This window comes from Pelagibacterium limicola, assembly GCF_015694405.1.
GTDB lineage: Bacteria > Pseudomonadota > Alphaproteobacteria > Rhizobiales > Devosiaceae > Pelagibacterium > Pelagibacterium limicola.
This window is the reverse complement of the sequence record NZ_JADQDB010000001.1, coordinates 230552-255774: the sequence shown is the minus strand read 5'-3', so window position 1 is coordinate 255774 and position 25223 is coordinate 230552. Positions and strand designations below refer to the sequence as shown.

At 62.9% G+C, this 25223-nt stretch carries 27 protein-coding genes and 1 tRNA gene; 19 read left to right on the top strand and 9 right to left on the bottom strand.

What is annotated here, in order from left to right; genetic code table 11:
• The first annotated feature begins 66 nt into the window (after positions 1-66).
• Complete coding sequence (locus I2G20_RS01240; protein ID WP_196257852.1) at positions 67-486, top strand: secondary thiamine-phosphate synthase enzyme YjbQ; 420 nt, start codon at positions 67-69, stop codon at positions 484-486.
• Between the two features lie 64 nt (positions 487-550).
• Positions 551-1378, top strand: a complete 828-nt coding sequence (locus I2G20_RS01235; protein ID WP_246472731.1) for a sulfite exporter TauE/SafE family protein — start codon at positions 551-553, stop codon at positions 1376-1378.
• Positions 1379-1389: 11 nt separating this feature from the next.
• On the opposite strand, the gene I2G20_RS01230 is transcribed toward I2G20_RS01235, so the two are convergent.
• Complete coding sequence (locus I2G20_RS01230) at positions 1390-2100, bottom strand: SIMPL domain-containing protein (RefSeq protein ID WP_196257851.1); 711 nt, start codon at positions 2098-2100, stop codon at positions 1390-1392.
• Positions 2101-2274: 174 nt separating this feature from the next.
• Between I2G20_RS01230 and I2G20_RS01225 the strand changes: the two genes are divergently transcribed.
• Together I2G20_RS01225 and I2G20_RS01220 are read left to right on the top strand one after the other, a co-directional pair.
• Positions 2275-2350: transfer RNA gene (locus I2G20_RS01225), tRNA-Ile, on the top strand.
• Between the two features lie 198 nt (positions 2351-2548).
• Positions 2549-3622, top strand: a complete 1074-nt coding sequence (locus I2G20_RS01220; RefSeq protein WP_425502598.1) for a LacI family DNA-binding transcriptional regulator — start codon at positions 2549-2551, stop codon at positions 3620-3622.
• Between the two features lie 51 nt (positions 3623-3673).
• Here the strand turns inward: I2G20_RS01220 and I2G20_RS01215 are convergent, their stop codons facing one another.
• On the bottom strand, positions 3674-4672 hold the full coding sequence (locus I2G20_RS01215) for an ABC transporter permease (RefSeq protein ID WP_196257850.1): 999 nt from the start codon (positions 4670-4672) through the stop codon (positions 3674-3676).
• A 20-nt stretch (positions 4673-4692) separates the two neighbouring features.
• On the bottom strand, positions 4693-5433 hold the full coding sequence (locus tag I2G20_RS01210; protein WP_196257849.1) for an ATP-binding cassette domain-containing protein: 741 nt from the start codon (positions 5431-5433) through the stop codon (positions 4693-4695).
• Positions 5434-5779: 346 nt separating this feature from the next.
• Between I2G20_RS01210 and I2G20_RS01205 the strand changes: the two genes are divergently transcribed.
• From I2G20_RS01205 to I2G20_RS01160, 10 genes are all read left to right on the top strand, one after another.
• Positions 5780-6769: a substrate-binding domain-containing protein gene (locus tag I2G20_RS01205; protein ID WP_196257848.1), complete on the top strand. Its 990-nt coding sequence runs from the start codon at positions 5780-5782 to the stop codon at positions 6767-6769.
• 304 nt (positions 6770-7073) lie between these two features.
• A complete protein-coding gene (locus tag I2G20_RS01200) occupies positions 7074-8048 on the top strand; it encodes an NAD-dependent epimerase/dehydratase family protein (RefSeq protein WP_196257847.1) in 975 nt (324 codons plus the stop codon).
• Between the two features lie 171 nt (positions 8049-8219).
• Positions 8220-9167 (top strand): sugar-binding protein, encoded by a 948-nt coding sequence (locus I2G20_RS01195; protein WP_196257846.1) that lies wholly within the window; start codon positions 8220-8222, stop codon positions 9165-9167.
• Positions 9168-9234: 67 nt separating this feature from the next.
• Positions 9235-10746, top strand: coding sequence for a sugar ABC transporter ATP-binding protein (locus tag I2G20_RS01190; RefSeq protein WP_196257845.1), 1512 nt, complete (start codon positions 9235-9237; stop codon positions 10744-10746).
• An 11-nt stretch (positions 10747-10757) separates the two neighbouring features.
• Positions 10758-11756 carry an ABC transporter permease gene (locus I2G20_RS01185; RefSeq protein WP_196257844.1) on the top strand — a complete coding sequence of 333 codons (999 nt, stop codon included), beginning with the start codon at positions 10758-10760 and terminating at the stop codon, positions 11754-11756.
• A 119-nt stretch (positions 11757-11875) separates the two neighbouring features.
• Positions 11876-12892 carry a Gfo/Idh/MocA family protein gene (locus tag I2G20_RS01180; protein ID WP_196257843.1) on the top strand — a complete coding sequence of 339 codons (1017 nt, stop codon included), beginning with the start codon at positions 11876-11878 and terminating at the stop codon, positions 12890-12892.
• A 122-nt stretch (positions 12893-13014) separates the two neighbouring features.
• Positions 13015-13743, top strand: coding sequence for a PIG-L deacetylase family protein (locus I2G20_RS01175; protein WP_196257842.1), 729 nt, complete (start codon positions 13015-13017; stop codon positions 13741-13743).
• On the top strand, positions 13743-14414 hold the full coding sequence (locus I2G20_RS01170; protein ID WP_196257841.1) for a 4-carboxy-4-hydroxy-2-oxoadipate aldolase/oxaloacetate decarboxylase: 672 nt from the start codon (positions 13743-13745) through the stop codon (positions 14412-14414). The genes I2G20_RS01175 and I2G20_RS01170 overlap by 1 nt, the downstream gene beginning before the upstream one ends.
• The gene (locus tag I2G20_RS01165; RefSeq protein ID WP_196257840.1) at positions 14407-15462 is read left to right on the top strand and encodes a 4-oxalomesaconate tautomerase; all 1056 of its coding nucleotides are present in this window, start codon (positions 14407-14409) and stop codon (positions 15460-15462) included. Before I2G20_RS01170 ends, I2G20_RS01165 begins: the two co-directional genes overlap by 8 nt.
• Before the next feature lie 3 nt (positions 15463-15465).
• The gene (locus tag I2G20_RS01160; RefSeq protein WP_196257839.1) at positions 15466-16632 is read left to right on the top strand and encodes a LysR family transcriptional regulator; all 1167 of its coding nucleotides are present in this window, start codon (positions 15466-15468) and stop codon (positions 16630-16632) included.
• A 4-nt stretch (positions 16633-16636) separates the two neighbouring features.
• On the opposite strand, the gene nikR is transcribed toward I2G20_RS01160, so the two are convergent.
• The 6 genes from nikR to I2G20_RS01130 are packed head-to-tail and all read right to left on the bottom strand — an operon-like array spanning position 16637 to position 20422.
• Entirely contained in the window at positions 16637-17110 is a 474-nt protein-coding gene (gene nikR, locus I2G20_RS01155; protein WP_196257838.1) for a nickel-responsive transcriptional regulator NikR, read from the bottom strand.
• Positions 17111-17146: 36 nt separating this feature from the next.
• Entirely contained in the window at positions 17147-17899 is a 753-nt protein-coding gene (locus I2G20_RS01150; RefSeq protein WP_196257837.1) for an energy-coupling factor ABC transporter ATP-binding protein, read from the bottom strand.
• A complete protein-coding gene (locus I2G20_RS01145) occupies positions 17896-18624 on the bottom strand; it encodes an energy-coupling factor transporter transmembrane component T family protein (RefSeq protein WP_196257836.1) in 729 nt (242 codons plus the stop codon). Before I2G20_RS01145 ends, I2G20_RS01150 begins: the two co-directional genes overlap by 4 nt.
• On the bottom strand, positions 18614-19249 hold the full coding sequence (gene cbiM / locus I2G20_RS01140) for a cobalt transporter CbiM (RefSeq protein WP_196257835.1): 636 nt from the start codon (positions 19247-19249) through the stop codon (positions 18614-18616). The genes I2G20_RS01145 and cbiM overlap by 11 nt, the downstream gene beginning before the upstream one ends.
• The gene (locus I2G20_RS01135; protein WP_207747495.1) at positions 19249-19707 is read right to left on the bottom strand and encodes a hypothetical protein; all 459 of its coding nucleotides are present in this window, start codon (positions 19705-19707) and stop codon (positions 19249-19251) included. Before I2G20_RS01135 ends, cbiM begins: the two co-directional genes overlap by 1 nt.
• Positions 19688-20422, bottom strand: coding sequence for a hypothetical protein (locus tag I2G20_RS01130; RefSeq protein ID WP_196257833.1), 735 nt, complete (start codon positions 20420-20422; stop codon positions 19688-19690). The genes I2G20_RS01135 and I2G20_RS01130 overlap by 20 nt, the downstream gene beginning before the upstream one ends.
• Positions 20423-20539: 117 nt before the next feature.
• Between I2G20_RS01130 and I2G20_RS01125 the strand changes: the two genes are divergently transcribed.
• The 5 genes from I2G20_RS01125 (at position 20540) to I2G20_RS01105 (ending at position 25217) form a co-directional block, all read left to right on the top strand.
• Entirely contained in the window at positions 20540-21469 is a 930-nt protein-coding gene (locus I2G20_RS01125; RefSeq protein ID WP_196257832.1) for a DMT family transporter, read from the top strand.
• A gap of 195 nt (positions 21470-21664) precedes the next feature.
• Positions 21665-21973: a c-type cytochrome gene (locus tag I2G20_RS01120; protein WP_196257831.1), complete on the top strand. Its 309-nt coding sequence runs from the start codon at positions 21665-21667 to the stop codon at positions 21971-21973.
• Between the two features lie 17 nt (positions 21974-21990).
• Entirely contained in the window at positions 21991-23280 is a 1290-nt protein-coding gene (locus I2G20_RS01115) for an NAD(P)/FAD-dependent oxidoreductase (RefSeq protein WP_196257830.1), read from the top strand.
• Positions 23281-23301: 21 nt separating this feature from the next.
• Positions 23302-24363, top strand: coding sequence for a YeeE/YedE family protein (locus I2G20_RS01110; RefSeq protein WP_246472729.1), 1062 nt, complete (start codon positions 23302-23304; stop codon positions 24361-24363).
• Between the two features lie 32 nt (positions 24364-24395).
• A complete protein-coding gene (locus tag I2G20_RS01105; protein WP_196257829.1) occupies positions 24396-25217 on the top strand; it encodes a thiosulfate oxidation carrier protein SoxY in 822 nt (273 codons plus the stop codon).
• Positions 25218-25223: the final 6 nt, after the last annotated feature.

Here is a 25223-nt window from a genome sequence, read left to right as displayed (position 1 = left end):
AAACGTCCGCGTTTGATTTGGGTTCCCGTGGGCTGATAGCGTTGGAGAAACGGAAGGAGCGGCGCGATGATACAGCATCAGACGGAAATGGCGGTCGATACCCGGGGCGGCGGCCTGTATGAAATTACCGGCGAGGCCGGACGGTTCATCTCGCAGAGCGGGATCGCCACCGGACTGCTGACGATCTTTTGTCGCCATACGTCGTGTTCGCTGCTCATTCAGGAGAATGCCGACCCCGACGTGCAGACCGATCTCAAGGGATTTTTCGCGCGGTTGGTGCCCGAGGGCATGGACTGGCTGGTGCATACCACCGAGGGGCCAGACGACATGCCGGCGCATATCAAGGCCGCGCTGACGCAAACCTCGCTTGGGATACCTCTTGCCGGCGGGCAGATGGTTCTGGGAACGTGGCAAGGAATCTATCTGTTCGAGCACCGCCGGGCGCCGCATCGGCGCAAGCTGGTGTTCCATCTCCTCGGCGCGTAGGTCTGGACAGGAGCGTGCAGCGGACGGATAGTCGCACATCCTTCCTTTATTGAGTCTTTTTGCCTTGTCCGGAACGATCTTCCCATATCTGCCTTTCGCCGCAGGGCTCATCGTCACAGGGCTGGCGTCCGGGATCATGGCTGGCTTGCTGGGCATCGGCGGTGGCATCATCATGGTGCCGGCCATGGTGCTGGCTTACCAGCTCCTGGGCTATGATCCGGCTGTCATCATGCATGTCGCGGTGGGCACCTCGCTCGCGGTCATCGTCCCGACAGGGCTGAGGAGCGCGCAATCGCACGACAAGCGCGGGGCGGTAGACCGCGATATTGTGAGGCGGTGGGGCCCATGGATCGTCGCTGCCTCATTGCTCGGCGGGTTGATGGCGGGGCTTTATACCGCGGCGGCGCTCAAGATCATTTTCGGGGCAATGGCGTTGTTTATCGCGCTCAACATGGTGCTGCCGGTGCAGCGCCAGATGATGGAGAAGCTGGCGGGCATGCCGATGGCTAACCGGATATCGGCAGCGGTGATCGGCTATATCTCGGCGCTTATGGGGATCGGGGGCGGATCGCTCACGGTGCCGACGCTGACCGCGTTCGGCGTGCCGATTCACACTGCAGTAGGCACGAGCTCGGCGCTGGGGGTGATACTGGCTATACCCGCTGCGATCGGGTTCGTCATTTCAGGCTGGGGCGTGGCGGGGACGCCGCCGCTAAGCCTTGGCTTTATCAATTTGCCCTCGTTCGTCCTGATCGGGGGCATGGCCGCCCTAAGCGCGCCATTGGGCGTCGTGCTGGCGCACAAGCTCAATGCCAAACTGCTCAAGGCGGTGTTTGCGGTGTTTCTCGTCGTGGTTGGCCTGCGCATGATCGCGCAGGCCGTGATTGGCTGAAAGCCGGGAAACTATTCGCTGATTTCCCAAGTGACCGAAACGTTCACCGAGAACGACAACTCGCCAGCTTCGACGGGAACGGACTGGGCCGCTTCCATATCCATGGCTTGTGTCCTCAGCATCGGCTGCGGCGGCATATAGTCCTGATGCTCGGAAATCGATTCGATGGCGCCAAGTTCGACGCCGGCGGCGTCGGCATAGACAAGCGCCTTGCTGTGCGCATCGGCAAAGGCGCGACGACGGGCCTGTTCGAGCAGCTTGTCGGACTCGGCGACCGAAAAGGAGATGCCATTGATTGCATTGGCGCCTTCCGAAACGGCCTGATCGAGAATCGTGCCGAGCTTTTCGAGGTCACGGACCGCGATGGTCACGGTGTTGGACACCTGATAGCCGGAGATTTCCGGGGGCAAGCTGTAGCCGCGGGGGTCGCGCCGGTCGGAATAGACATATTGCGGGCTGACATTGAAATCCGAGGTTTGAATGTCGCGGTTTTCCAGGCCCGCTTCGCGCAGTACGGCGATCAGGCGTTCCATTGCCGCGTTGTTGGCATCGAGAGCTTCGCGGGCAGTTTCGGCCTGACTTACCACGCCGGTCGAAATGGTGGCCATGTCGGGCGCAGCGCGGACGACGCCGGTACCAGAAAGTGAGATTTCCCCGGCAAAAGCGGGGGAGGCGAGCGCCAGTATCAGGGTGGTAGAGGCAATGGATTTTATGAAACTCATGGGGAGACTCCTCGATGAAGATGCCGGCGCTTGTCGGGCACGCAGACTGAACCGGCGCTGAATGCGCGAGAAAGTCCATGTTCATTGCGACAGATTTGCGGCGGAATTCATCGACGCCAAGATGAAAAACATGATGGACCTTACGCCATGAAGCCGTTAGGAAACGCATCGCGTGGGCCTGTAGCTCAATGGTTAGAGCCGACCGCTCATAACGGTCTGGTTGGGGGTTCGAGTCCCTCCGGGCCCACCATTTTCGATATCTTACGCGCCTTACCGTTCGGCGCATGACGCGCTAAAGCCCGCGCAAGACGTTGCGCGGACCGCCTGTTGCGGTGCGAGGCTTCGCCTCCCGCCAAAAGTCGGTATTGTGCCTCGCGGAAAAGTTTGTGCTATTGAAACGCATGGCTGGTAATATCAGCACGATTATTTGCGTGGTGCACAGGGACATATGGTCAAAGTGAAAGAAAAAGCTGCCGGGGTGCGCCCCACGATGATGGACGTGGCGGCGGCAGCCGGCGTGTCGCAGGCGACGGTGTCGCTCGTCCTCAGTGGCAGCAAGGGGGCACGGCTCGCAGATTCCACACGCCGGCGTGTTCTGGAGGCGGCGCAGGCGCTCGGGTACAAGTTCGTGCGCCGCGGATCGCGGGTCGCGCCGGGCGGCAAATCGTCGATCATCTTCATTGCGGACGAAATATCAGCCGACCCATGGATGTCTCTGGCCTTTGAAGGCGCGCGGGACAAGGCGCTCGAATATGGGATCAGCGTCCTGCTGGCGGTGAGCCACGGGGATGCGGATGTCGAGGCCAGCATCCTTTCCGGAATGGGCAACGTGCCCGTGCTTGGGGTGATCTACGGGACCATCCTCACCCGGCTGGTCAAGGTGCCTGCCGCGCTGGCCGACCGTCGACTGGTGCTCGCCAACAGTTATGACGAAGACCGCAAGTTTCATTCGGTCATGCCGGGCGATACGCTGGGCGGCCGGACGGCGACGGAACATCTGATTTCCACCGGGCGGCGCCGGATCGGGTTCATCAATGGCCAGCAAGGGGTCGACGCGGCACGCGACCGGCTCAAGGGCTACAAGCAGGCCCTCGCCAGCAACGACATTCCTTTCGATCCTGCGCTCGTCCGCCCGGGCAACTGGGAGCCCTCGGCGGGATACGAGATGACGCACGAACTCATGGCGCTCGCCAATCCGCCGGACGCGATCTTCTGCGCCAACGACATGATGGCGCTGGGCTGCTACGACGCGCTCAAGGAACTGGGGATCGACGTGCCGGGCGATGTTGCAGTGATCGGTTTCGACGATCGTGAACTGGCGCAGTTCATGCACCCGCCGCTCTCCACGCTCGTGCTGCCTCATTACGAAATGGGCCGGTCGGCGGCGGAACTGTTGCTCGATATTGCGGGTGGCCTGCAGGTGCCGCCGGGCCGGATCAAGGTGACTTGCGACCTGATCGTGCGCGAATCGACACAGGTTGTCGAGAGGCCCGTGGTCCGGCGCAGGGCGCTGGCGCGGTAGCGCCCCTCAAAGAAAAAATGCCCCGCCGAAGCGGGGCAGGAGGTAGATCCTTCAATCTGCGGATCGGGCGTTTCGGAACCGGTCGAATGCGACCGCTATGACGATGAAGGCGCCGACGAAAGCACCCTGCCAGAACGTACTGATCCCCAGAAGGATCAGGCTGTTGCGAATTACCTCGATCAGCAGCGCCCCGACGACCGCGCCGAACGCAGTTCCCACGCCACCGGCGAGATTGGCGCCGCCAATAACGGCCGCAGCGATCACGGACAGTTCCATCGCCTGCCCGAGATTGGTGGTGACGCCGCCGAGCCAGCCCACTTCAAGAACACCGGTAATGCCGGCCATGAGCGCCGAAAAGACGTAGACCGAAACCTTGAGCTGCCGGACAGGAATGCCGGTCAGCTTCGCGGCTTCCTCGTTGCCACCAATGGCGAACAGGTGCTGCCCCCACCGGGTCCATTTGAAGAGGAAACCCGTGAAGGCGGCAAGGAAGGCAAGGACGATCAGGGGATTTGGCAGGCCGAACGTGGCGCCGCCGCCCAGCCAGAGCAGCATGCTGTGGTCAGGCCCGAACTCGTAGATCATCCGGTTGTTCGAAAGAACCATCGCGAGGGAACGGGCGACCGACAACATGCCCAGCGTCACGACGAACGGCGGCATGCCCGCATAGGCGATCAGCACGCCGTTGACGGCGCCGACGAGCGCGGCGACGAAGAGGGCCGCAGGAATCCCGACCCAGATCGGCAGGCCCGAGGTCATCAGCACCGCGACCGTCATGGCCGAAAGGGCAACGGTGGACCCGACCGAAAGATCGATGCCGCCCGAGGCGATCACCGCCGTCATGCCGAGGGCGATGATGGCGACGAAAGCGAAATTGCGCGAGACGTTGAACATGTTGCGCTCGGTCGCAAAGGTGTCGGTGAGCAGCGTCAGGGCGAGGCAGGCGAGAACCGCGGCTAGAAACACCCAGAAGGTCTGCTGGTTGGCGAGCCGGGACAGGACATTGCGGTGCTGGGACTGGCCGATGACATCGGCAATTGAATTCGACATATCTATTCTCCTGTGACCTATCAGGCAGCCTCGATGGCGCCGGTGATGAGGCCGGTTATTTCCTCTGGTGAGGAGTCGGCAGCTCTCTTGCTCGCGACAAGCCGGCCGCGGCGCAGCACCGCGATCTTGTCGGCGACCTCGAAAACGTCCGGCATGCGATGGCTGATGAGAACGACGGCGATGCCGTGGTCGCTGAGATAGCGGATGAGCTTGAGCACCTCGGCGACCTGCCGGACCGAGATCGCGGCAGTCGGCTCGTCCATCAGGACGATCCTGGCATCGGAGAGCAGGGTGCGGGCGATGGCGACGGCCTGACGCTGGCCGCCCGACATGCGCCAGACCAGATCCCGCGGACGGGTTTCCGATTTCAAGCGCTCGAACAATTGGGCCGATTTCGCCCGCATCCCGGCATAATCGATGATGCGGAAAGGGCCGAACTGTTTGGTCATCTCGCGACCGAGAAAGACATTCGAGGCGGCCGACAGGTTGTTGCAGATCGCAAGGTCCTGATAGACAACCTCGATCCCGGCGCGTTGCGCATCGATTGGCCGGTGGAACTCGACCTTCTCGTCCGAGATGAATATCTCACCTTCGCTGGGGGCGAAATTGCCGGCGATCACCTTCACCAGCGTCGACTTTCCTGCCCCGTTGTCGCCCATGAGGCCTACAACCTCGCCGGGCTCGATCTCGAGTGTCACCCCGCTAAGGGCATGAATCGCCCCGAAATTTTTACTGATATTAACGAGTCGCAGCGCGCTCATACGTCCTCCCTAGGTAAGTCTACATCATTTATAGCACCGCTGAATTTCAGCGGATTATATACAAGCCACCCTCGCTGGCGACATGGCTTCAGGCAAGCCGCCATTTCTTCCTACATGGATCGTGCACGAAATTTTCAGCTTGACGATGCCAGTAATTGAATGCTGATATTAGCGCATAATATGAGCCTGACGGCAAGGGAGTAGAGCGGACAAGGAGACGATTGTCCGAGATGCCCAAGGCTCAAGAAATTTGCAGTCAGGGCCGTGGCGCCCGCTGCAAACCATTCCGGTATGCCGCTGGTTATTCAGAAGTGCCGGATCGACACCACAGGGAGGACTACAGAAGTTGAGGTACGTACATCTAATTGCGGCAAGTGCCGCCATTCTCGCGCTGGCTATGGCCGGCGCACAGGCCCAGGACAAGAAGACCCTGGCCATCGTGGTCAAGGGACTGGACAATCCGTTCTTCGAGCAGATCAATCTTGGCTGCCAGGACTGGGCGGCCAACAACCCGGATTCCGAATATGAGTGCCTTTACACCGGTCCGGCGTCGAGCGCCGACGAGGCCGGGCAGGTACAGCTGGTCGACGACCTGATCACCCGCGGCGTGGCGGCTATTGCCATTTCGCCGTCCAACGCCCCGGCCATGGCCAATCGTCTGCGCGACATCGCGCCGACCATTCCGGTCATGACGGTCGACGCGGACCTCTCGGAAGCCGACCGCAGCCTGCGGGCGACATTCCTTGGAACAGACAACTACCTCATGGGTGTCTACATGGCTGAGCAGGCCCAGATGCTCAAGGCCGATGGTGGCACCGTCTGTCTCCAGCTCGGGAACGTGGCCGCCGACAATATCAACGCACGCGCGGCCGGCTTCCGGGATACCATCTCGGGCGAAAAGGGAACCGATCGCCTGACCGGTCAGAACGGGTGGACGGAAATCGAGGGCTGCCCGCTGTTCACCAACGACCAGATCGACCTGGCGAATCAGCAGATGGCCGACGTGTTTACGTCCAACCCGAACCTCGATGCTTTCATCCTGGTCGGGGGCTGGGCTCAGTTCGCGCCACAGGCCTATGCCCAAGTTACCGACCAGGTGATGGACCGGTTGCAGTCCAATGAGCTCATCATCATCGCGGGCGATACCCTGCCTCCGCAGGTGCAGGCGTTCAATGAAGGCCGCAGCCATGCTCAGGTCGGGCAGCGCCCGTTCGAGATGGGCCAGCGGTCGCCGGACGTGATGATCCAGCTCATCAACGGCGAGGCTGTCGAGGATCCGATCTACACCGGCCTCGATATCTGCAATCGCGAGGACCCGGGATTCTGCGCCCAGTAGGGGAGAACCCGTCGGAAACACCCTCCCTAGGGTGAGATGGCGTGGCGCCGCGTCCAGGTGCCATGCCATCGCCGATCCGCAGACGAGGGGCGGATATGGGCTCCGACCATGAGACGCCGGCGCCTGAGCGAGGTATCCGCCGACCTTGGGGGGTGAGGGAGTATCACGGCTCTCTCACCCCGTACCGCAGCGACGGGACATCACGCCTTTACGGTGCGGTTCTTGTCTTTGGAATTTGCGTTCTGACACGCGCGGCGTTCCGCGCGCCGACGAAACGTGTGAGTGGCCGCAAGGAGCGACCGAATTGAAACTATTGATTACCGGGGCGACTGGAAAGGTCGGGAGCAACTTCCTGCCAGCCTTCCTGAACTCGAGATACCACAGCGGATGGGCTATCCGGGCGCTTTGCAACAATCGTGTCGTGGAGATGGACCGGGTCGAGACCGTGCGCGGCTCGCTGGCCGACCGCGCCGGCGTGGAAGCGGCGATGGCCGGGGTAACGCATGTGCTTCACATGGCGGCGGTCAAGGAATCGCCGGACCTCGCGATGGATGTCGGGGTCAAGGGCATGTTCAACCTGCTCGAAGCCTTCAGGACGTCTTCGACGGCGCGCCAGTTCATCCTGATCGGTGGGGATTGCTCGGTCGGTCATATCTTTCACGGATACGATGCGCCGATAACCGAGACATCGCCGCTGCGCGCCTATCCGGGGTGCTACGCACTCACCAAGGTGATCGAAGAGGTGATGCTTGAGCAGTACCGCATCCAGTATGGAATCAACGGGTGCTGCCTGCGGGCCCCATGGATCATGGAAAAGGACGACTTCCGGTTCGCGCTGAGCCTGACCGAGCAGTTCGGAGGGCCGGCGTGGGATACGCTGCTCACCGCCGAGGAACTGCAGCAAAGCGCGCGCGACGGCGCGGTCCCCTTCATGCGGGATCGCGAGGGCGCGCCGCTCAAACGCAATTTCGTGCATGTGGGCGATCTCGTCAGCGCGATCCTGCTGGCGTTGGACAATCCGGCGGCCGAGGGACAGCTCTTCAATATCGCCATGAACGAGCCGGTAGATTACGGCGAGGTCGCGGCGCATCTGACGGCGACGCGCAGGTTGCCGGTTGTCGACGTACCGACGCCGTTTTTCTCCAACTGGCTCGATAATACCAAGGCGCGCCACCTGCTCGGTTGGCGTCCGTTGGTCGACACCAAGCGATTGATCGAAAGCGCGTGGTCCTATGTCCGCGCGGCCGACGATCCGCGGACCATCGTCTATCCCGGCTGAGCCGGGGCGAGGTCCGCAAAGGGGATATCCAAGGCAAACGGCCGGCAGGCGCGAGGCGCGGCGGCCATTCCAAGGATATATGCGGCCGACCGCAGAGGATTGCGGGACGGCCATTGTGAAGACCGACGGTTCGCATCCATTCCAGCGCACCGTCAATTAGGGAGGATTGGAATGAATATCAAACTTGCTGTGTCCGCCGCCGCGCTGGCCGTAATGCTTACCGGTCCCGCTTTGGCGCAGGACAAGCCCCAGCTCGCTTTCGTCGTCAACGCCGCGTCCGACTTCTGGAAGCTTGCCGAAGCCGGTGTGAACAAGGCCCAGAGCGAACTGCCGGGGTATGAGCTCCAGTTCCGTTACCCCGCGCAGGGGACGGCAGCGCTTCAGAACGCCCTGATGGACGATCTCGTGGCCGCGGGGACCGATGCGATCATGATCTCGTCGGCGGACCCCAAGAACTCCATCGATGCTTTCAACCGCATCGCCTCGCAGGTGCCGCTCTTTACGACGGACAGCGACGCACCGACCAGCGATCGCATTGCGTATCTGGGTTCGTCCAACACGCTTGCTGGCGTTCAGGCCGGTGAAATTGCGGTTGCGGCCATGCCCGATGGCGGCAAGTGCATGGGGTTTGTCGGGTTCCTGGGGGCGGACAACGCCATTGAGCGTATCGCCGGCTTCCGGCAGGCCGTTCAAGGATCGGGGGTCGAACTGGTCGACGTGCGCGGCGACGACGTCGACTTTGCCCGTGCGCGTTCGAACGTCGATGACGTCCTGGCGGCCAACCCCGATATCAACTGCATGGTCGGGTTCTATTCCTACAACCCGCCCAAGATCTACGAGGCGCTGCAGGCTGCCGGCAAGCTCGGTGAGATCACGGTCATCGCATTCGACGAAGATCCGATCACGCTGGGTGCGGTGCGCGAAGGCAGCTTTGCCGGCACGGTTGTCCAGGATCCCTACCAGTGGGGCTACCAGGGCATGCACCTGATGGCGAAGTTCCTCGAGGGCGATGCATCCGACATTCCCCAGGATGGGCTGATCATCGTTCCCACCAAGGTCATCGACCAATCCAATGTGGATGCCTTCGAGGCCGAGCTCAAGGAACGCATTGGCGGCTAAGCCGATGCCAAGCCGCACCGGGCTGAGCCCGGTGCGGTCATAGAAACCGAATAACGTTCGTGACGTCATGACAGCCACCACCGGAACCGGGCAGCCCCTGCTGGCGCTCGAAAACATATCCAAGGTCTATCCCGGCGTAATCGCTCTGTCAGATGTGACGCTGCGCGTGCACCACGGCGAGGTGCTGGCGTTGATCGGGGAAAACGGCGCCGGCAAGTCGACGCTCATGAAGGTGCTGGGCGGCGTTATCGAACCGAGTTCGGGGACGATCACCATTGGTGACCGGCATTACGACCGGTTGTCCGTACTGGAATCGCAGGCAGCGGGAATCGCCTTCGTGCACCAGGAACTCAACGTTTTCGACAATCTCGACGTTGCGGGCAACATGTTCATGGGACGCGAAATCCGCACGCGGTTGGGGTTCATGGACATCGAGGCGATGCGCAAGGCGGCGCGGCCATTGCTGCGACGCGTGGGGGCAAGCTTTAAACCGGAAACCCTGGTTGCAAACCTTTCGCTTGCCGAGCGCCAACTCCTGGAAATCGCCAAGGCGCTTTCGATCGATGCCCGTGTCGTCATCATGGACGAACCGACATCGAGCCTGACGCTCTCGGAAACCCAGACGCTGATGAAAGTGATCGCCGACCTGAAATCCGACGGGATTGCGGTGATCTACATTTCCCACCGGCTTGGAGAGGTCGAGCAATGCGCCGATCGGGTGGTCGGGCTTCGGGACGGGCATGTCGCGGGCGAACTTGCAAAGCACGAAATCAATCACGACGCCATGATCCGGCTGATGATCGGGCGCGATCTCAAGGCGCTCTATACGCCGCCATCGGTGGCGAGCGGGGGGACTGTCCTGTCACTCAAGGGGATCAAGAATGCGGTCAACCCCCAGTCACGGGTCAATCTCGACATCCGCGCCGGCGAGATATTGGGGGTCGCAGGGCTGGTGGGCGCCGGGCGCACGGAACTGGCCGAGGCGATCTTCGGGATCGGAGACATCCTCGAGGGCGAACTCACCCTGGCCGGGAAAACGTTCCGCGCGCGGACACCGCGCGAAGCCATCGATGCAGGAATCTATCTCGTGCCCGAGGACCGGAAGCGAACCGGGCTCGTGCTCGAAAGCTCGATCTGCGAGAACATCTCGCTGGCTGATCTGGGCACGGTATCGCGCTATGGTCTGGTCTCGCAAAAGGCCCAGCTTCGGCGGGCGCTCGCGCAGCGCGACAGGCTCGGGATCAAGGCGAACGACGTCATGCGCAATGCTGCCGAGCTTTCGGGCGGTAATCAGCAGAAGGTGGTGCTGGGCAAATGGCTCTCCATGAATCCCAAGCTCATCTTTTTCGACGAGCCTACGCGTGGGATCGATGTCGGCGCCAAGTCGGAAATCTATAAGCTGATGCGCGGACTGGCCGATGCCGGGGTCGGGGTCGTGATGATCTCGAGCGACATGGAGGAGGTTATCGGGGTTTCCGACCGTATCGTCGTGCTGCGGGAAGGCCGCCTGTCGGGCGAATTGCAGCGGGCGCAGTTCTCAGAGCACAACGTGCTCAAGCTGGCGGTCGGCGGGAATTAGGGAAAAGAAATATGCAGAAAAAAGATATGTGGCTGGCGGTATTGATCCTCGTTGTGGGGGCGATCGTCTATATGCGCAATCCGCTGTTCATATCTCCGATCAATCTGGGGAACACCGCCAACCTTATCGGGCTGTTCGGGCTTTTTGCCATCGGGCAGGCCTTCGTCATCATGACGGGCGGGATCGACCTTTCGGTGGGATCGATGATCGCGCTCCTGGGCGTGCTCTTTGTCGAACTGGTCGGCCGGTTCGGGGTGCCCTGGCCGCTGGCAATCCTCATAACGGTGATGGCGGGCACGGTGATGGGGTTGGCGCATGGCCTGCTCGTCACCAAGCTCAAGATGCAGCCCTTCGTCGTGACGCTCTGCGGGTTACTCATCTATCGCGGCGTGGCGCGCGGATATACGGGCGAAGCGACGGCGGGCTTTCCGTTCGGAGCGAGCTTTCCCGAACTCGAATGGCTGACGGTCGGCCGGAGCTTCGGCGTGCCGCATTCGTTCATTGCGCTGATCATCGTCGGTATCATCACCTGGTTCGTGCTGCATCGCTCGGTATTCGGGCGGCATCTTTACGCGGTCGGCAAGAATGAGGATGCGGCGCGGTATTCGGGGGTGCGCACGGGGCTGGTCATCACCTCGGCCTATGTGATCTGCGCGGTGCTTACCTCTATTGCTGCGATCTATTTCGCGATGTTCACCAAGTCGGTACAGCCTTCCTCCCACGGCAATTTCTACGAGCTTTACGCCATCGCGGCGGCGGTGCTCGGCGGGTTTTCGCTGCGCGGCGGGGAAGGTTCGATCATCGGCGTCATCCTGGGGGCGGTGCTGATCCAGCAACTCCAGAATCTCGTCAATCTGCTCGGCATTCCTTCATCGCTCAATTTTGCTGTGATGGGCGGGGTGATACTCGCGGGCGTGCTTGCCGATCAGCAGTTTAACCGCTATCGCGAGAGGCAACGGGCCGCACGCGCGCTCGATGCCCTCAACCGCGAGGCGGCTGCGCCGTCCTGACCGGACATTCCGGGCCCGGCGGGACCGCTGGGGCCGGCGCGACCGGGCGCGCGTCGGTCCCATTCTTTCCTTTGGCTGCATTGTCTGCAGCGCTTCATCCAATGGTTCAAGGAGCAGTCATGACCGGCAAAGACAAAGTCCGCTGGGGCATTATTTCTACGGCGGATATCGGGATGCGCAAGGTCGTGCCGGCGATCATGAAGTCGGCGCATAGTGAGGTGGTTGCCATTTCCTCGCGCGATCTCGCGCGGGCGAGAGCCGCGGCGGACGAACTGGGCATCGCCAAGGCCTACGGGTCCTACGAGGAGATGCTGGCCGACCCGGAGATCGACGCGGTCTATAACCCGCTACCCAATCATCTGCATGTCGAACTGACGCTGGCCGCCAATGCGGCGGGCAAGCACGTCTTGTGCGAAAAGCCGATCGGGCTCGACGCGGCTGAAGCCAGCCGACTGCGCGCGTGCCGCCCGGACCGGCTGGTGATGGAAGGGTTCATGGTGCGGTTCCACGGCCAGTGGCTGCGCGCGCGAGAGATCGCGCGCTCGGGCGAGCTGGGCGACGTGCGGGCGATCCGTGGCGTCTTTTCCTATTACAACGACGACCCCAACAACGTGCGCAACATGGCCGATATCGGAGGCGGGGGCGTTCTCGATATCGGATGCTATCCTGTAACTGCGGGGCGGTTTTTCTTCGAGGGCGAGCCGGAACGCGTGGTCTCGCTAATCGAACGCGATCCCCGGTTCGGGACTGACCGGCTGGCCAGCGTCATCGCCGATTTCGGCAGTGGACGGCAGCTCCAGTTCGTGGTGTCGACGCAGATGGTCAATGCGCAGTCGATCGAATTGCTGGGAACGAAGGGGCGCCTGGAAATCCTCATCCCGTTCAATGCGCCGCAGGGCGAGCCGACGGCAATTCTCATCGATCAGGGGATCAGTTTCGACGGGCATCTGGCGCGGCGCGAAATCATCCCGGCGCAGGACCAATACACAGAGATGGCCGAAGCCTTCGCATGCGCCGTTCTGGGCAAGGCAGACCTTCCCTATGACATCGAAAACGCAATCGCTTCGATGCGGGTGCTCGACGCCATATTCGAGAGCGAGCGCACAGGTGGTTGGGTGACCGTGAAAGCGGCATAATAGCCAAAACTTATAGCAAGAGCTTATAATCTATTTGCGCCGGGACGTGTGCCTGGTCCAGTCTCTATGCCAAACCGGGCGGCGGGCGCGCCCCCGGGTCAGCACAGGGACTGTAGGCTCAGATGACCAAATCCGCTCTCATCATTTCCGCCCATTCCGCCGATTTCGTCTGGCGTTGCGGAGGCGCTATCGCGCTTCACGCTGCCAAGGGCTACGCGGTTACGGTGGTATGTCTTTCTTATGGAGAGCGCGGCGAGAGCGCCAAGCTCTGGAAAAAAGAAGGGATGACGCTCGATAGGGTCAAATCCGAGCGGCGGAGGGAAGCCGAGAATGCCGCCAAGGCACTCGGGGTGCACGACATCGACTTTTTCGACCTCGGCGACTATCCGCTCGAGATGACGCGCGAGGCCAAGGACCGGTTGGTCGACGTCATGCGTAAGGTGCAGCCCGCGTTCATGATGACGCATTCGAAATACGATCCCTACAACACCGACCATATGTATGTGTCGCAGTGGACGCTCGAATGCCGGGCCGTCGCGCAGGCCTGGGGCCACAAGCCGGGGCAGAAAATCCTCGGTGCGCCGCAGGTTTATCTTTTCGAGCCGCACCAGACCGAGCAGATGGAATGGAAGCCGGACGTCTTTCTCGACATCACCGACGTTTGGGACAAGAAGTGGGCCGCAATCCAGGCGATGGAGGGCCAGGAGCACCTTTGGCATTATTACGAGAACGTCGCCAAGAACCGGGCCAATCACTTCCAGCGCAATTCAGGTGGACAGGCCGGGGGGCGGGCAGCGAAATATGCCGAAGGCTTCCAGTCGATCTTCCCGCGCACCGTGGATGAACTCTGATGGGCGTCGTGGTCCAGAACGTCGAGCGCGCCGACAGGGGCGTCATCGAGCGGCTTGCCGCGTGCGGGGTGGCCACGGTCCATGAGGCGCAGGGACGCAAGGGGCTACTTGCAGCCTATATGCGCCCGATCTTTCCCGGCGCGCGCGTGGCGGCTTCGGCGGTCACCATCTCGGCGCCGCCGGGCGACAACTGGATGGTGCACGTTGCCATCGAGCAGTTGCAGGATGGCGATATCCTGGTGCTGGCGCCCACCAGCCCGTGCGAGGATGGATATTTCGGGGATCTGCTGGCCACCTCGGCACTGGCGCGCGGCTGCAAGGGGTTGATCATCGATGCCGGTGTGCGCGATGTGGCCGATCTGACGGAGATGAAATTCCCGGTGTGGTCCAAGGCCGTATCCGCGCAAGGGACGGTCAAGGAAACGCTCGGTTCGGTCAATGTGCCGGTGGTCTGCGCAGGGGCCTATATCGAAGCGGGCGACGTGATTGTTGCCGATGACGACGGGGTTTGCGTCGTCAAGCGCAGCGAGGCCGAAGCGGTGGTGCAGAAGGCCGAGGCGCGGGTGGCCGCCGAGGAGGAGAAGCGAACGCGGCTGGCGGCGGGCGAACTCGGTCTCGACATCTACGGGATGCGTGAGCGGCTCAAGGAAAAGGGCCTCAAATATGTCTGACGGCACGCGCGTCATGTGGATGCGCGGCGGAACCTCCAAAGGGGGATATTTTCTTGCCGCGGATCTGCCTGCCGACGCGGCGGCGCGTGACGCCCTTCTGTTGCGTATCATGGGTTCGCCCGATCCGCGCCAGATCGACGGGATGGGCGGGGCCAATCCGCTGACTTCCAAGGTGGCGGTGGTAAAGCCCTCGACGCGCGAAGGCGTGGATGTCGATTATCTGTTTTTGCAGGTTTTTGTCGACAAGCCGATCGTCGCCGATGGCCAGAACTGCGGCAACATCCTCACCGGGGTTGGCCCGTTCGCAATCGAGCGCGGACTGGTTGCGGCGCGCGACGGGAGGACCGAGGTTTCCATCTACATGGAGAATACGGGTCAGATCGCCGTCGCGACCATCGAGACCCCCGGCGGCATTGTCAGCTACGCAGGCGAGGCACGGATCGACGGCGTGCCGGGGACGTCTGCGCCGATTCCGATCGTCTTCAGGGATACTGCCGGATCGAGCTGCGGGGCGCTGCTGCCCACGGGCAATGCAGTCGATACGATTGGGGGCGTCGAGGCGACCCTGATCGATAACGGGATGCCGTGTGTCATTCTCGATGCCGCCGATTTCGGGATCACCGGCGCCGAGGCGCCGGCCGAGCTCGATGCCAATGAGACACTCAAGGCCCGGTTGGAGAACCTCCGGCTCATTGCGGGGCCGATGATGAACCTGGGCGATGTCTCGGAAAAATCGGTGCCCAAGATGACGCTGGTGGGCCCGGCGCGCAGCGGCGGCGCGATCTCGACGCGGAGTTTCATCCCGCATCGTTGCCACGATGCCATCGGGGTGCTTGCGGCGGTGACGGTTGCAACGGCGGCGCTACTGCCTGCAGGGCCCGCACGGCGTTATGCCGAGTTACCGGAAGGCGATGAAAAGCTCATTTCCATCGAGCATCCGACCGGGGAATTTTCCGTCATCGCGCATCTCGACGAAAGGGGCGAGCTTGCAACAGCCGCTGTGTTGCGGACGGCGCGGAAACTGGCGGATGGCGTGGTGTTCGGGTAACCGATGCGCAATATCAGGCACCTGAGGGTATTTCTGGCCGCTGTGCGCAGCGGATCGGTGTCGAAGTCAGCAGAGGCGTCACTTGTTTCGCAGCCCGCCGTCACCCAGGCGCTGGCAAAGCTCGAAGGGGGGTACGGCGGACCGCTGCTAATGCGGACGCGCGCGGGGATCGAAACCAATGTGCGGGGGGCGGTGCTGGCCAATCGCGTGGCGCGCGCTCTGGCAATTCTCGACGACGGGCTGATGCAGGTTTCGTCGCGGCTGGTCGTGACGGCAACGACGGCGCAATTGCGCGCGCTGGTGGCCGTGCGGGACGCCGAGAATATCTCGCGGGCTGCCCGGACACTCGGGCTTGCGCAGCCAACCGTGCAGCGCGCCATTGCCCAACTCGAACAGGAGGCGGCGCGGCCGCTGTTCGAGCGGACGCCCCACGGGCTCGTTCCAACGCGGCCTTGCCAGCGGCTGGCACAGGCGGTGCGGCTGGCCTTTGCCGAACTCGATCAGGCCGATGCCGAGCTGGCGGAACTCGAAGGGAAGACGGCGGGGCGCATTGTCGTGGGGGCGCTGCCGCTTTCGCGATCGGTTATCCTGCCCAAGGCGCTTACAGCCTTCCGCACCCAGAGACCTACGCAGGCTGTCATTATCCTCGACGGTACGTATGAAGAAATGCTCGGTGCGCTCAGGCGCGGGGATATCGACATGATGGTGGGAGCGCTGCGCGATCCATTGCCGGTGTCCGATATCGTGCAAGAGCACCTTTTCGACGACCGGCTAGCCATTATCGCCGGCCGCCACCATCCGCTGGCGGGAAAGCAGAAAATTCCGGTCAGCGCATTGGCAGGGCCCGGTTGGCTCGTGCCGCGCAAGGGTACGCCGACGCGCGCGCAGTTCGATTCTCTCTTTGAGGGGCACCCCTATCCCCAATGTATCATCGAGACCGGCTCGATCCTGCTCATGCGTGAAATGCTGCGCAATGGCGAAGGGCTTGGCTGCATCTCAAGCGCGCAAGCGGCGGCGGAAATCACCAATGGAATGCTCGCCAGCCTCGACATCGATTTCGAGTGGCCAACGCGCCCAATCGGGATTTCCTACAGGGCGGGCTGGATGCCGACGGCAGCGCAATCGGTGCTGCTGGATTTCATCCGCGAGGCGGCTGCCAGCCGGGGCTAGCGCCTCAGAAGCTTTCCTGCACGCGCAGATGGCTGTGGCTGTGCGGTTTGCCGTCGCCGTGGTCGTGGAATTCCATTTCGGCCTTCACGGGGATCAGCGAGAGCTGGCCATGACGGATGCCGCGCTCGAGAAAGAGACTGTTCGCATAGGTGGAGACGTCCTCGACAGTCCCGCGCATGACGGCGACTTCGACGGCGGCGGCATGATCGAGGGGGACCGACATCGCAGCGACCGTCCGGTCGTGGCGCTCGTGGCGGCTCTGGGGTACGCGGCGGCCGAGATCGCGAACAGTGGGGTCGAGGGCATAGCTCACGATGCCGACGCATTCGGATTTTTCACGCGGCGGCTGCTTGGCGGCAAGCGCGTGGCGGACGAGATCGCGCAGGGCTTCGGATCGGTTGGTGGCGCCCGATTGGCTCATATAGGCATCGATTTCATCGAGAAGCGCGGGTTCGATGGTGACGGTGATGCGTTGCATGGGGAGGCTCCGGGAAGTGTCGATTGGCACTGGAAATCACGTGGTATGCGCGTGGCCGAGATGTGTGTGGGGTATGAGCGAATGCGGCACCTCCTGGCCGTGCCGGGCCATCAGGCGGGCATCACCCAGAATGCCTTCCGCTGCACCGTCGGCAACGATCTCGCCCTGATCGATGAGGATGACGCGGGAGCAGAGTTCGAGGACCAGTTCGAGGTCGTGGCTGGCGATGAGCATGGCTTGCTCCATGCCATCGAGCAGTTCGATCAGGTGGCGGCGATTGCGGATGTCTAGAGCGGACGAGGGTTCGTCAAGGAGGAGCATGCTGGGTTCCATGACGAGAATGCCGGCGAGGCAGGCCAAGCGCTTTTCGCCGCCCGAGAGGTGATGGACGGGGCGGTGGGCGAGGTCGGCGATGCCCGTGCGGTGAAGGGCCTTGTTGACCGCTGCGTCCAGCTTTGGGCCGCTGAGGCCGAGATTGCGGGCGCCGAAGGCGACGTCCTCGGCGACGGTGGGGCTGAAAAGCTGATCCTCGGACTGCTGGAAGAGGAGGCCGATTGCAGGATTGAAGCTGCCGGGAGGCAGTGGTTTTCCATTGACGAGGACGGCGCCCCGCGTCGCGGGCAATACGCCGGTCATGGCGAGCATGAGTGTGGATTTTCCAGCGCCATTGGGGCCGACAAGGCCGATACGTTCGCCTAGCGCGACATCGAAGGCGATATCGCGGAGGACCACCGGGCCGCCGGGGCGGGTGAGCGAGAGACTGTCGATGCGGACGAGGGAATGGGTCATGCGAGGCGATCTATGACGAGGAGGGCGGTGCCTGCTGCGAGGAGCGCGAAGAGGAGCGCCCAATCGGCGGGTTTGGGGACAAAGGCGGCGGAAGGTGCTGCGCCGGGGGCGCCGTGGCCGCGCAGGATCATGGCGTGGTAGACGCGTTCCGAACGGGCGTGACTGCGCAGGATGAGGCTTGCCAGTGCCCAGCCGGTCGCACGGAACTGGCCGTTCCAGAACCCGGCCGCCGCGCCGCGCAGCTGCATGGCGGTGCGCATGCGCGAGAGGTTGGTGCGGATATCCTCAATGTGGCGCAGGGTGAGGACGGCCATGTCCGTCAGCATGGCAGGCAGGCCGAGGGCGCGCAGGGCTTCGAAGAGCCGCGGGACCGGGATGTTGCCGATCAGCGCCGCCATGAGGGTGAAAATCGAAACAAAGCGCAAGGCGATGGTCGCGGCTGCCGCCAACCCCTCGGCGCGTAGGCCAAGCGGACCGATGGTGCCGAGGACGGTTTGGCCGGAGGCGAACGGGAGCATCAACACCAGACCGAGGACGACGAGGCCGGGCAGCCGCAGGCGGCGGAACAGCTCGGGGATTTTCGGGCCGAAATACAGGACCGCGATGGCGGTGATGCCCAGCATGGCGGCGAGTGCGGCGGGGGTGTGCAGGCTGGAAAAGCAGAAGGCCAGAACGAAAAGGCCGACGAGCCTGAGGCGCGTATCTGCAAACGCCTCAGGATGCATGGGCTAGCTCCGGACTGACGCGGCGGAGGAAACCGAGCACGGCGGCAACCACGAGGCCTTCGGCCAGTGCGAGGGGGAGGTGGGCGACGGCGAGGGTCAGAATTGCGACGCGTTCGGCATCGGCGTCGAGATGGGCAGGCAGGCCGGCCAGCAATATGGTGGTGAATAGGGCGACCGCGAAGAGGATCGCGCCTGCTCCGGCGGCAAAGCCGGCAGCCGATTGGACAAGCGCGCTTCCTGTGCGGTTAGCCTGCCGGGGCAGGGCAAAGGCGGCGAGAGCCGGCAGGCCGAGGATGATGCCGTTGACGCCAAGGGTCGTCAGCCCGCCGTGCCCGAACATTACTGCCTGGAGGAACAGGCCAATCGCAATGGCAGGTATGGCGTACCAGCCGAGCATCGCACCCATGAGCCCGCTCAGCATCAGGTGGACGCTTGTCGGGGGGACGGGGATATGGATGAGCGAGGCGGCAAAGAACACTGCGGTCATCATTGCGGCGCGCGGAATGCCGGCGCGGGGATCGGGACGGGATTCGATGCGCTTGACGCTCAGGGCGACAAGGCCGCCGGTCGCGATCCAGCCGCTGATTGCTAATCCAACGGGCAGGATGCCGTCCGGGATGTGCATCAAGCCCTCTCCCTCTGGCGCGGGCGGCGAAAATAGAGCGCGGTCCCAATCGCGCCCCAGACAATACTGGCGAGCATGACGAGGCGCTGAAGCGGGTCGTATTGCGCCGGGGCGGGGAGGAGCGCGGTGGTTTCGCCCCCCTCGACGATGAAATAGCTCATCGCGCCGTGCCCGGCCTCGCGCGCTTGAACGGCCCAGCGGCCGGGGGTGCCATCAGGGACGAAAACGAAGCGCCCGCTATCGTCCGCAGTACCGGTCAGCCAGGGTTGAGCCGGGTTATCGGGAGCGTAGACGACGATCTGTGCACCTCTCATCGCTTCTCCGGTGTCGTAACCGGCATGGATTTCGATGGCTTCGACGGGGCCAAGGGTGATGAGCGCGGCGTGAGCCTGCGCATGGCTGGGAAGGAGGAGGGCGCCGAGCGTGATGACGAAGAGCCTACCCGAAAACGACTGCACAGTGGCCCTCGCCGACATGTCCTATGTGGAGGCCCGAGAGGTCGATGGCGTGGGTGCCGCCGGCCGCGAAGGGATCGAAGCCGATGGCGTCGATGTTCATCGGATCGTCTAGATCGACATCGGCGCGGCCGAAAATGTGGTCGAGATGAAAGGTGATCTCCAGATCTGCCTCGCCACCTTCGACAAGGAAACCCTTGCGTTCATCCCCGACGTATTCGCCGCAGACATAGGCGTGGCGATCGGGGCTGGTGAGCGTGAAGTCGACCGATTGGCCGTCGCGCGTTGCGGTGCCGACAAAGACCATCGATTGTCCCGCCCATTCGCCTTCCGTCGCTGGGACGACAGACCACGATATCGCGTTATGGTGGCCTGCCGAGGCGGCAATGCTGCCGAGTAGCACGCGACCATCCTCGTCAGTTTCGGTCAAATCGATGGTGAGGGGCGCGGCCGGATCGAGGCCTGCCGAAACGCTGGTCGCAGGTTCGCCTCCGGCTTCGGCATCGTAGGGTGGCTCGGCCTGTATCGCGGTAATGCCGGACAGGGTGACAAAGACGTTGCTGAAGTTCAGTTGCCAGCCATCACGGGTCAGCTCCGGGGCGAGGAAGCCTTCTGTTGCCAGTTCCTCACCATTGGCGAATATCGAAAGTTCTCCGGCGGCAGCGGTGGACGCGAGGGCGGTGGAAAAAAAGGCGGCTTTGAGGATTCGACCAAACATAGAGAAACCCGGAGTATGCATTTCAATTAAAAAAATCATACAACGTATTTATCGGGTTGCAATTGCAAATTGTGCCCATAATTTAAGCATTTAACCCTTCCCGGGACCCGCTCCCCGATGTTTCCCAAATCACTTTCACCCGCCCAAGCGCTACTCGTCGCTGCTCTGGGTATCATTACGCTCTGCATGATGGACGTCTTCGCCAAGGGGATGGGCGCTGCCTTTCCTACGGCGCAGGTTGTCCTCATGCGGTATGGCAGTGCGGCATGCTGGCTGGCGCTGTTCATTGTCGTGGCGCGCAAGGCCTGGCCACAGCGGCGGTATCTCAAACGTCATGCGATGCGGGCGGCGCTCATGTGCGTCACGGCATATTTTTTCTTTTATGCAATCACCCACTTGCCGCTGGCCATTGCGACCGCACTGGCGATGAGTGCGCCGGTCTATGTCGGTGTGCTGAGCGCGCTGCTGTTGAAGGAGAGGGCGAGGCCCAGCGTCGCGCTGGCGGTGCTATTGGGGCTCGCAGGCGGGGCCGTGGTCATCTTCGGGGGCGACGGGTCGCCCTCGGCGACCGGCGAGGCAAGCGTTCTCGCCTGGATGGCGGCGATACTGACGCCAATGAGTTACGCGCTGGCGCTGGTCCTGCTCAAGTCGCACTCGTCGGATGAAAACGCCGCCTCGATGATTTTCGCGCAATCGGCTTTGGCCGCTGCGATTGCCCTGCCTTTTGCCGTGCCGGGGTTCGTTGTGCCTGATGGAGACCAGTGGCTGCCGATTGCGGTGGTGGGGTTTCTGGGAGCCTTGGGCCTGCTGCTGTTTGTCGCCGCGCTGCGGTATCTGCCAGCGTCGATCTTTGCGCTCGTCGACTATACCGCCCTGATCTGGGCGGCAGGGCTGGGATTCCTCGTATTTGGTGAAGTGCCAGGACTAAGCCTTGGGGCCGGCGGGGCGCTGATAATCGCGGCATGCTTTATCGGAATGCGGGCGGCACGCGCGTCGACCGGGGCGCCGGCAACCCGGCTCGACGGGCTGTCGGACGGTCGAACCTGACAGCGGTATCGTTTTGTCCTTGGGGCTGCAGGGTTCGCACATTTTTTCGCGGTCGAGGGCAAATTTGCAAAGTAGCGCGATTGCTTACGGGAAGGCGCATCGATAGGCTTTGCGACAATTCACCATCCGTAATCCGGCGGTGAGCAAACAATGGCGCGGTCGCCCCGATCGTGCGGGAGAGGGAGCCACATATCGATGCGGACACAGCCAATCATGGCGGCATTGTTTGCCGCCAGTGTCATCGGGTTCGGTCTGGCGGGGGCGGTGAAAGCCGATTCCGACATCACCGTGCTTGCCGGTACTTGTTATAACTGCCACGGGACCGAAGGGCGCTCCCCCGGTTCGATCCCTTCGATAGCCGGTCAACCCTATGCCGTGCTGTTGGCGCAGCTTCAGGCCTTCAAGGCCGGGGAAGCGCGCAATGCAACCGTCATGTCGCGGCTGGCGACGGGCTATACCGACGAAGAGCTGGAAGCGCTTGCGCGCTACTTCTCCGAACAGTAGCGGCAGGGAGACCGGACATGATTACGAGACGCAAAATCCTCAAATCTCTTGGCGCGACGGCGTTGGCCGTTCCGGCCCTCTCGATGCCGCTCGTTGCCCGGGCACAGGGCGCGGCAGGCCGAGTCGTGGTTGTCGGCGGCGGCTTCGGCGGCGCGACGGCCGCCAAATACATCAAGCGGCGCAACCCCGACATTGCGGTGACGCTGGTCGAAGCAAACAGCCGGTTCTACACGTGCCCGTTCTCGAACCTCTACCTCGGTGGGCTGCGCGATTTCGAGTCCATCGGACATTCCTATGACGAACTGACCGGCGACTACGGCGTCGAATTGGTGACTGGATGGGCCCAGGACGTAGACGGCGACGCGCATACGCTGACGCTCGCTTCCGGCGATGTGCTCGAATACGACAAGCTGGTGCTTTCGCCGGGAATTGATATCCGCTGGGGCGCCATCGAAGGCTATGACGAGGCGGCGGCCGAACTCGTGCCGCATGCCTGGAAGGCCGGTCCACAGACCCGGCTTCTGCGCGAACAGCTCGAGGCGATGGAAGATGGCGGCACGTTCATCCTGTCGGCACCCGACAATCCGTTCCGCTGCCCGCCGGGACCCTATGAGCGTGTTTCGCTGATCGCCAATTATTTCAAGACCAACAAGCCGAATTCCAAGATCATCATCCTCGACGCCAAGGACAATTTCTCCAAGCAGGGCCTGTTCCAGGCCGGCTGGGAGGCGCTTTATGGCGACATGATCGAGTGGGTGAGCCTTTCGAACGACGGCCGTGTGGTGCGCGTGGACGCGGAAGCCCGCGAGGTCGAGACCGAATTCGGGGTGATCCATAAGGCCGATGTTCTCAACGTCGTGCCGCCGCAAAAAGCCGGTGCGATTGCCGATGCGGCAGGGGTCACCAATGAAGGCGGATGGGCACCGGTCGATCCGGTGACGTTTGAATCGCGGCTGGTGCCCGACATCCACGTGATCGGCGATGCTTCCGTGGCCGCTCCGATGCCGAAGTCGGGGTTCTCGGCCAATGCACAGGGCAAGGTTGCCGCGGCGGCCATCGTTGCTGCATTTGCCGGCGAGGAGCCTTCCGAGCCGTCCTGGGCGAATACGTGCTACAGCCTTATCGGGCCCGAATACGGCATATCCGTCGCCAATGTTTACAAGGTGGTGGATGGCGAGGTCGTGGTCGCGGATGGCGGTGGCGTTAGCCCGGCCGACGCCGACGCAGAATTCCGTCGTCGCGAAGCGGTGTATGCAGAGGGCTGGTACGACGCAATCGCCAACGACACCTGGGGCACGGTAGCCTAGGCCGATGCATAGCGAGGGAGCATGATGGCTCCGGATCAGATCGTTGCCTGGGCGGGGCTGGTTATCGGCCTCGCCTTTGGCGTTTGCGGGCAAATTACGGGCTTCTGTCTCAAGCGCGGGCTCGCTGGGTGGTGGGTCGAGGGCGAGGGGACCAAGATTCGGGCGCTCGGGCTTGCGCTGGCGGTCGCACTGGTTGGTGCTCAGGCGCTCGACGCCGCCGGGTTGGTCGCATTGCGCACGTCCCTTTACATGCAGCCCGAGATTTCCGTTCTTACCCTGGCGGCCGGCGGCGTGCTGTTCGGCTACGGGATGGTGATGGCCAATGGCTGCGGGGCGCGGGCGCTGGTGCTGCTGGGCAGCGGAAACCTGCGCTCGTTCGTGGTGCTGGTGTGCCTGGGCATTGCCGGGGCGGCGACCCTGACTGGGCTCGTGGCACCATTGCGCACGGCGATGCAGTCTGTTGCGACGCTGCCTGCGCCGGTCTCGCCTGCCAGTCTGCCGGCCTGGTTGGCTACCGCGGGGCTCGATGGAACTGTCGCGCGCTGGCTGGTGGTTGCGCTCATGAGTGGGGGGCTTATGGCGTTTGCCTTCCTCCACGCCCCGTTCCGCAAGGATGCCAAAGCCATGGCGAGCGGCTTCATCGTTGGATTGCTGGTGGTGATGGGCTGGTACGCGACCGGGGTGCTTGGCGCCGACGATTTCGATCCAGCGGCGCTGGAATCGCTGACCTTTATCGCGCCGGTGGCCAATACCATCAATTTCCTGATGCTGGCGACGGGCTTCCGGCTCAGCTTCGGGGTGGCGGTGGTCATAGGCGTGTTTCTGGGGGCGCTGGGCTCGGCGCTCGTCACGCGGACCGGAAAGCTCGAGGGGTTTACGCGGCCCGGATCAATGTTGCGTTACATGGGTGGCGGTACGCTGATGGGCCTGGGCGGGGCCATGGCGCTCGGATGCAATATCGGGCAGGGACTGACCGGGCTTTCGACCCTGGCACTAGGCTCGTTCATCGCCTCGGGCGGCATCCTGCTGGGGGCCTGGTTCGCCTTGCGCGGGCCGGGACGCCTGCCGGCGCCACGGCCTTGAGCGCGGGGCGCCGAACGCCTATATGGAGCTCCATGACTGAGACCAATACCAACCATACATTCAATGGCATATCGCGCCGCGCGTTTCTCGCCATGACCGGCGGCGCGCTTGCGCTCGCCTCGTTCCCGGCCCTCGCGCTGTCGGACGCCTGGCGGCGCGTAGACGAGATCAATGCCGTAGTCGGCGATGCCGATCCGATTGCCCAGGGCGTCAATATCGAACTGCCACTCGTGACGGAGAACGGCGCCAACGTGCCGCTCAAGGTCGGCATCGGCCGGCCCATGGCGGAAGGGGAGCATGTAACGGCGATCCACATCTATGCGCCTCGCAATCCATTCCCAGAAATTGCGACATTCCGCTTTGTAGACGGGTTCGACGTGCCGGAAATCGAGACGCGCATCCGGCTCAACGAGAGCCAGACGGTCTTCGTGGTCGCCGAACTCAACTCCGGCGCGGTGCTGATGGGCGAGCGCGATGTGCGCGTTACGGTGTCGGGCTGCCTGACCCAGGCCGATACCTATGCGGCGGATTCGCTTTTCGAGACACGCGTGCGCGTCGCCGAGAGCGTCGCCAACGGGACGCCGCTGGAAGTTCTGACGCTCATCAATCACCCGCAGGAAACGGGGCTGCGCGAGGATGCGCAGGGCAATCCTGTGCCCAAGCGTCTGATTGAACGGCTCGAGGCACGCTATAATGGCGAGGTGGCCTTCGTTGCGGAGTTCAATCGCTCGATTTCGTCCAACCCTTATCTGCGCTTTTTCATAACGCCTGAGGAATCCGGCGCGCTCGATCTGGTGTGGACGGAGGACACCGGCGCTTCGGCCCAGTTCAACGCAGACATCACGGTGGGTTAGTTCCAG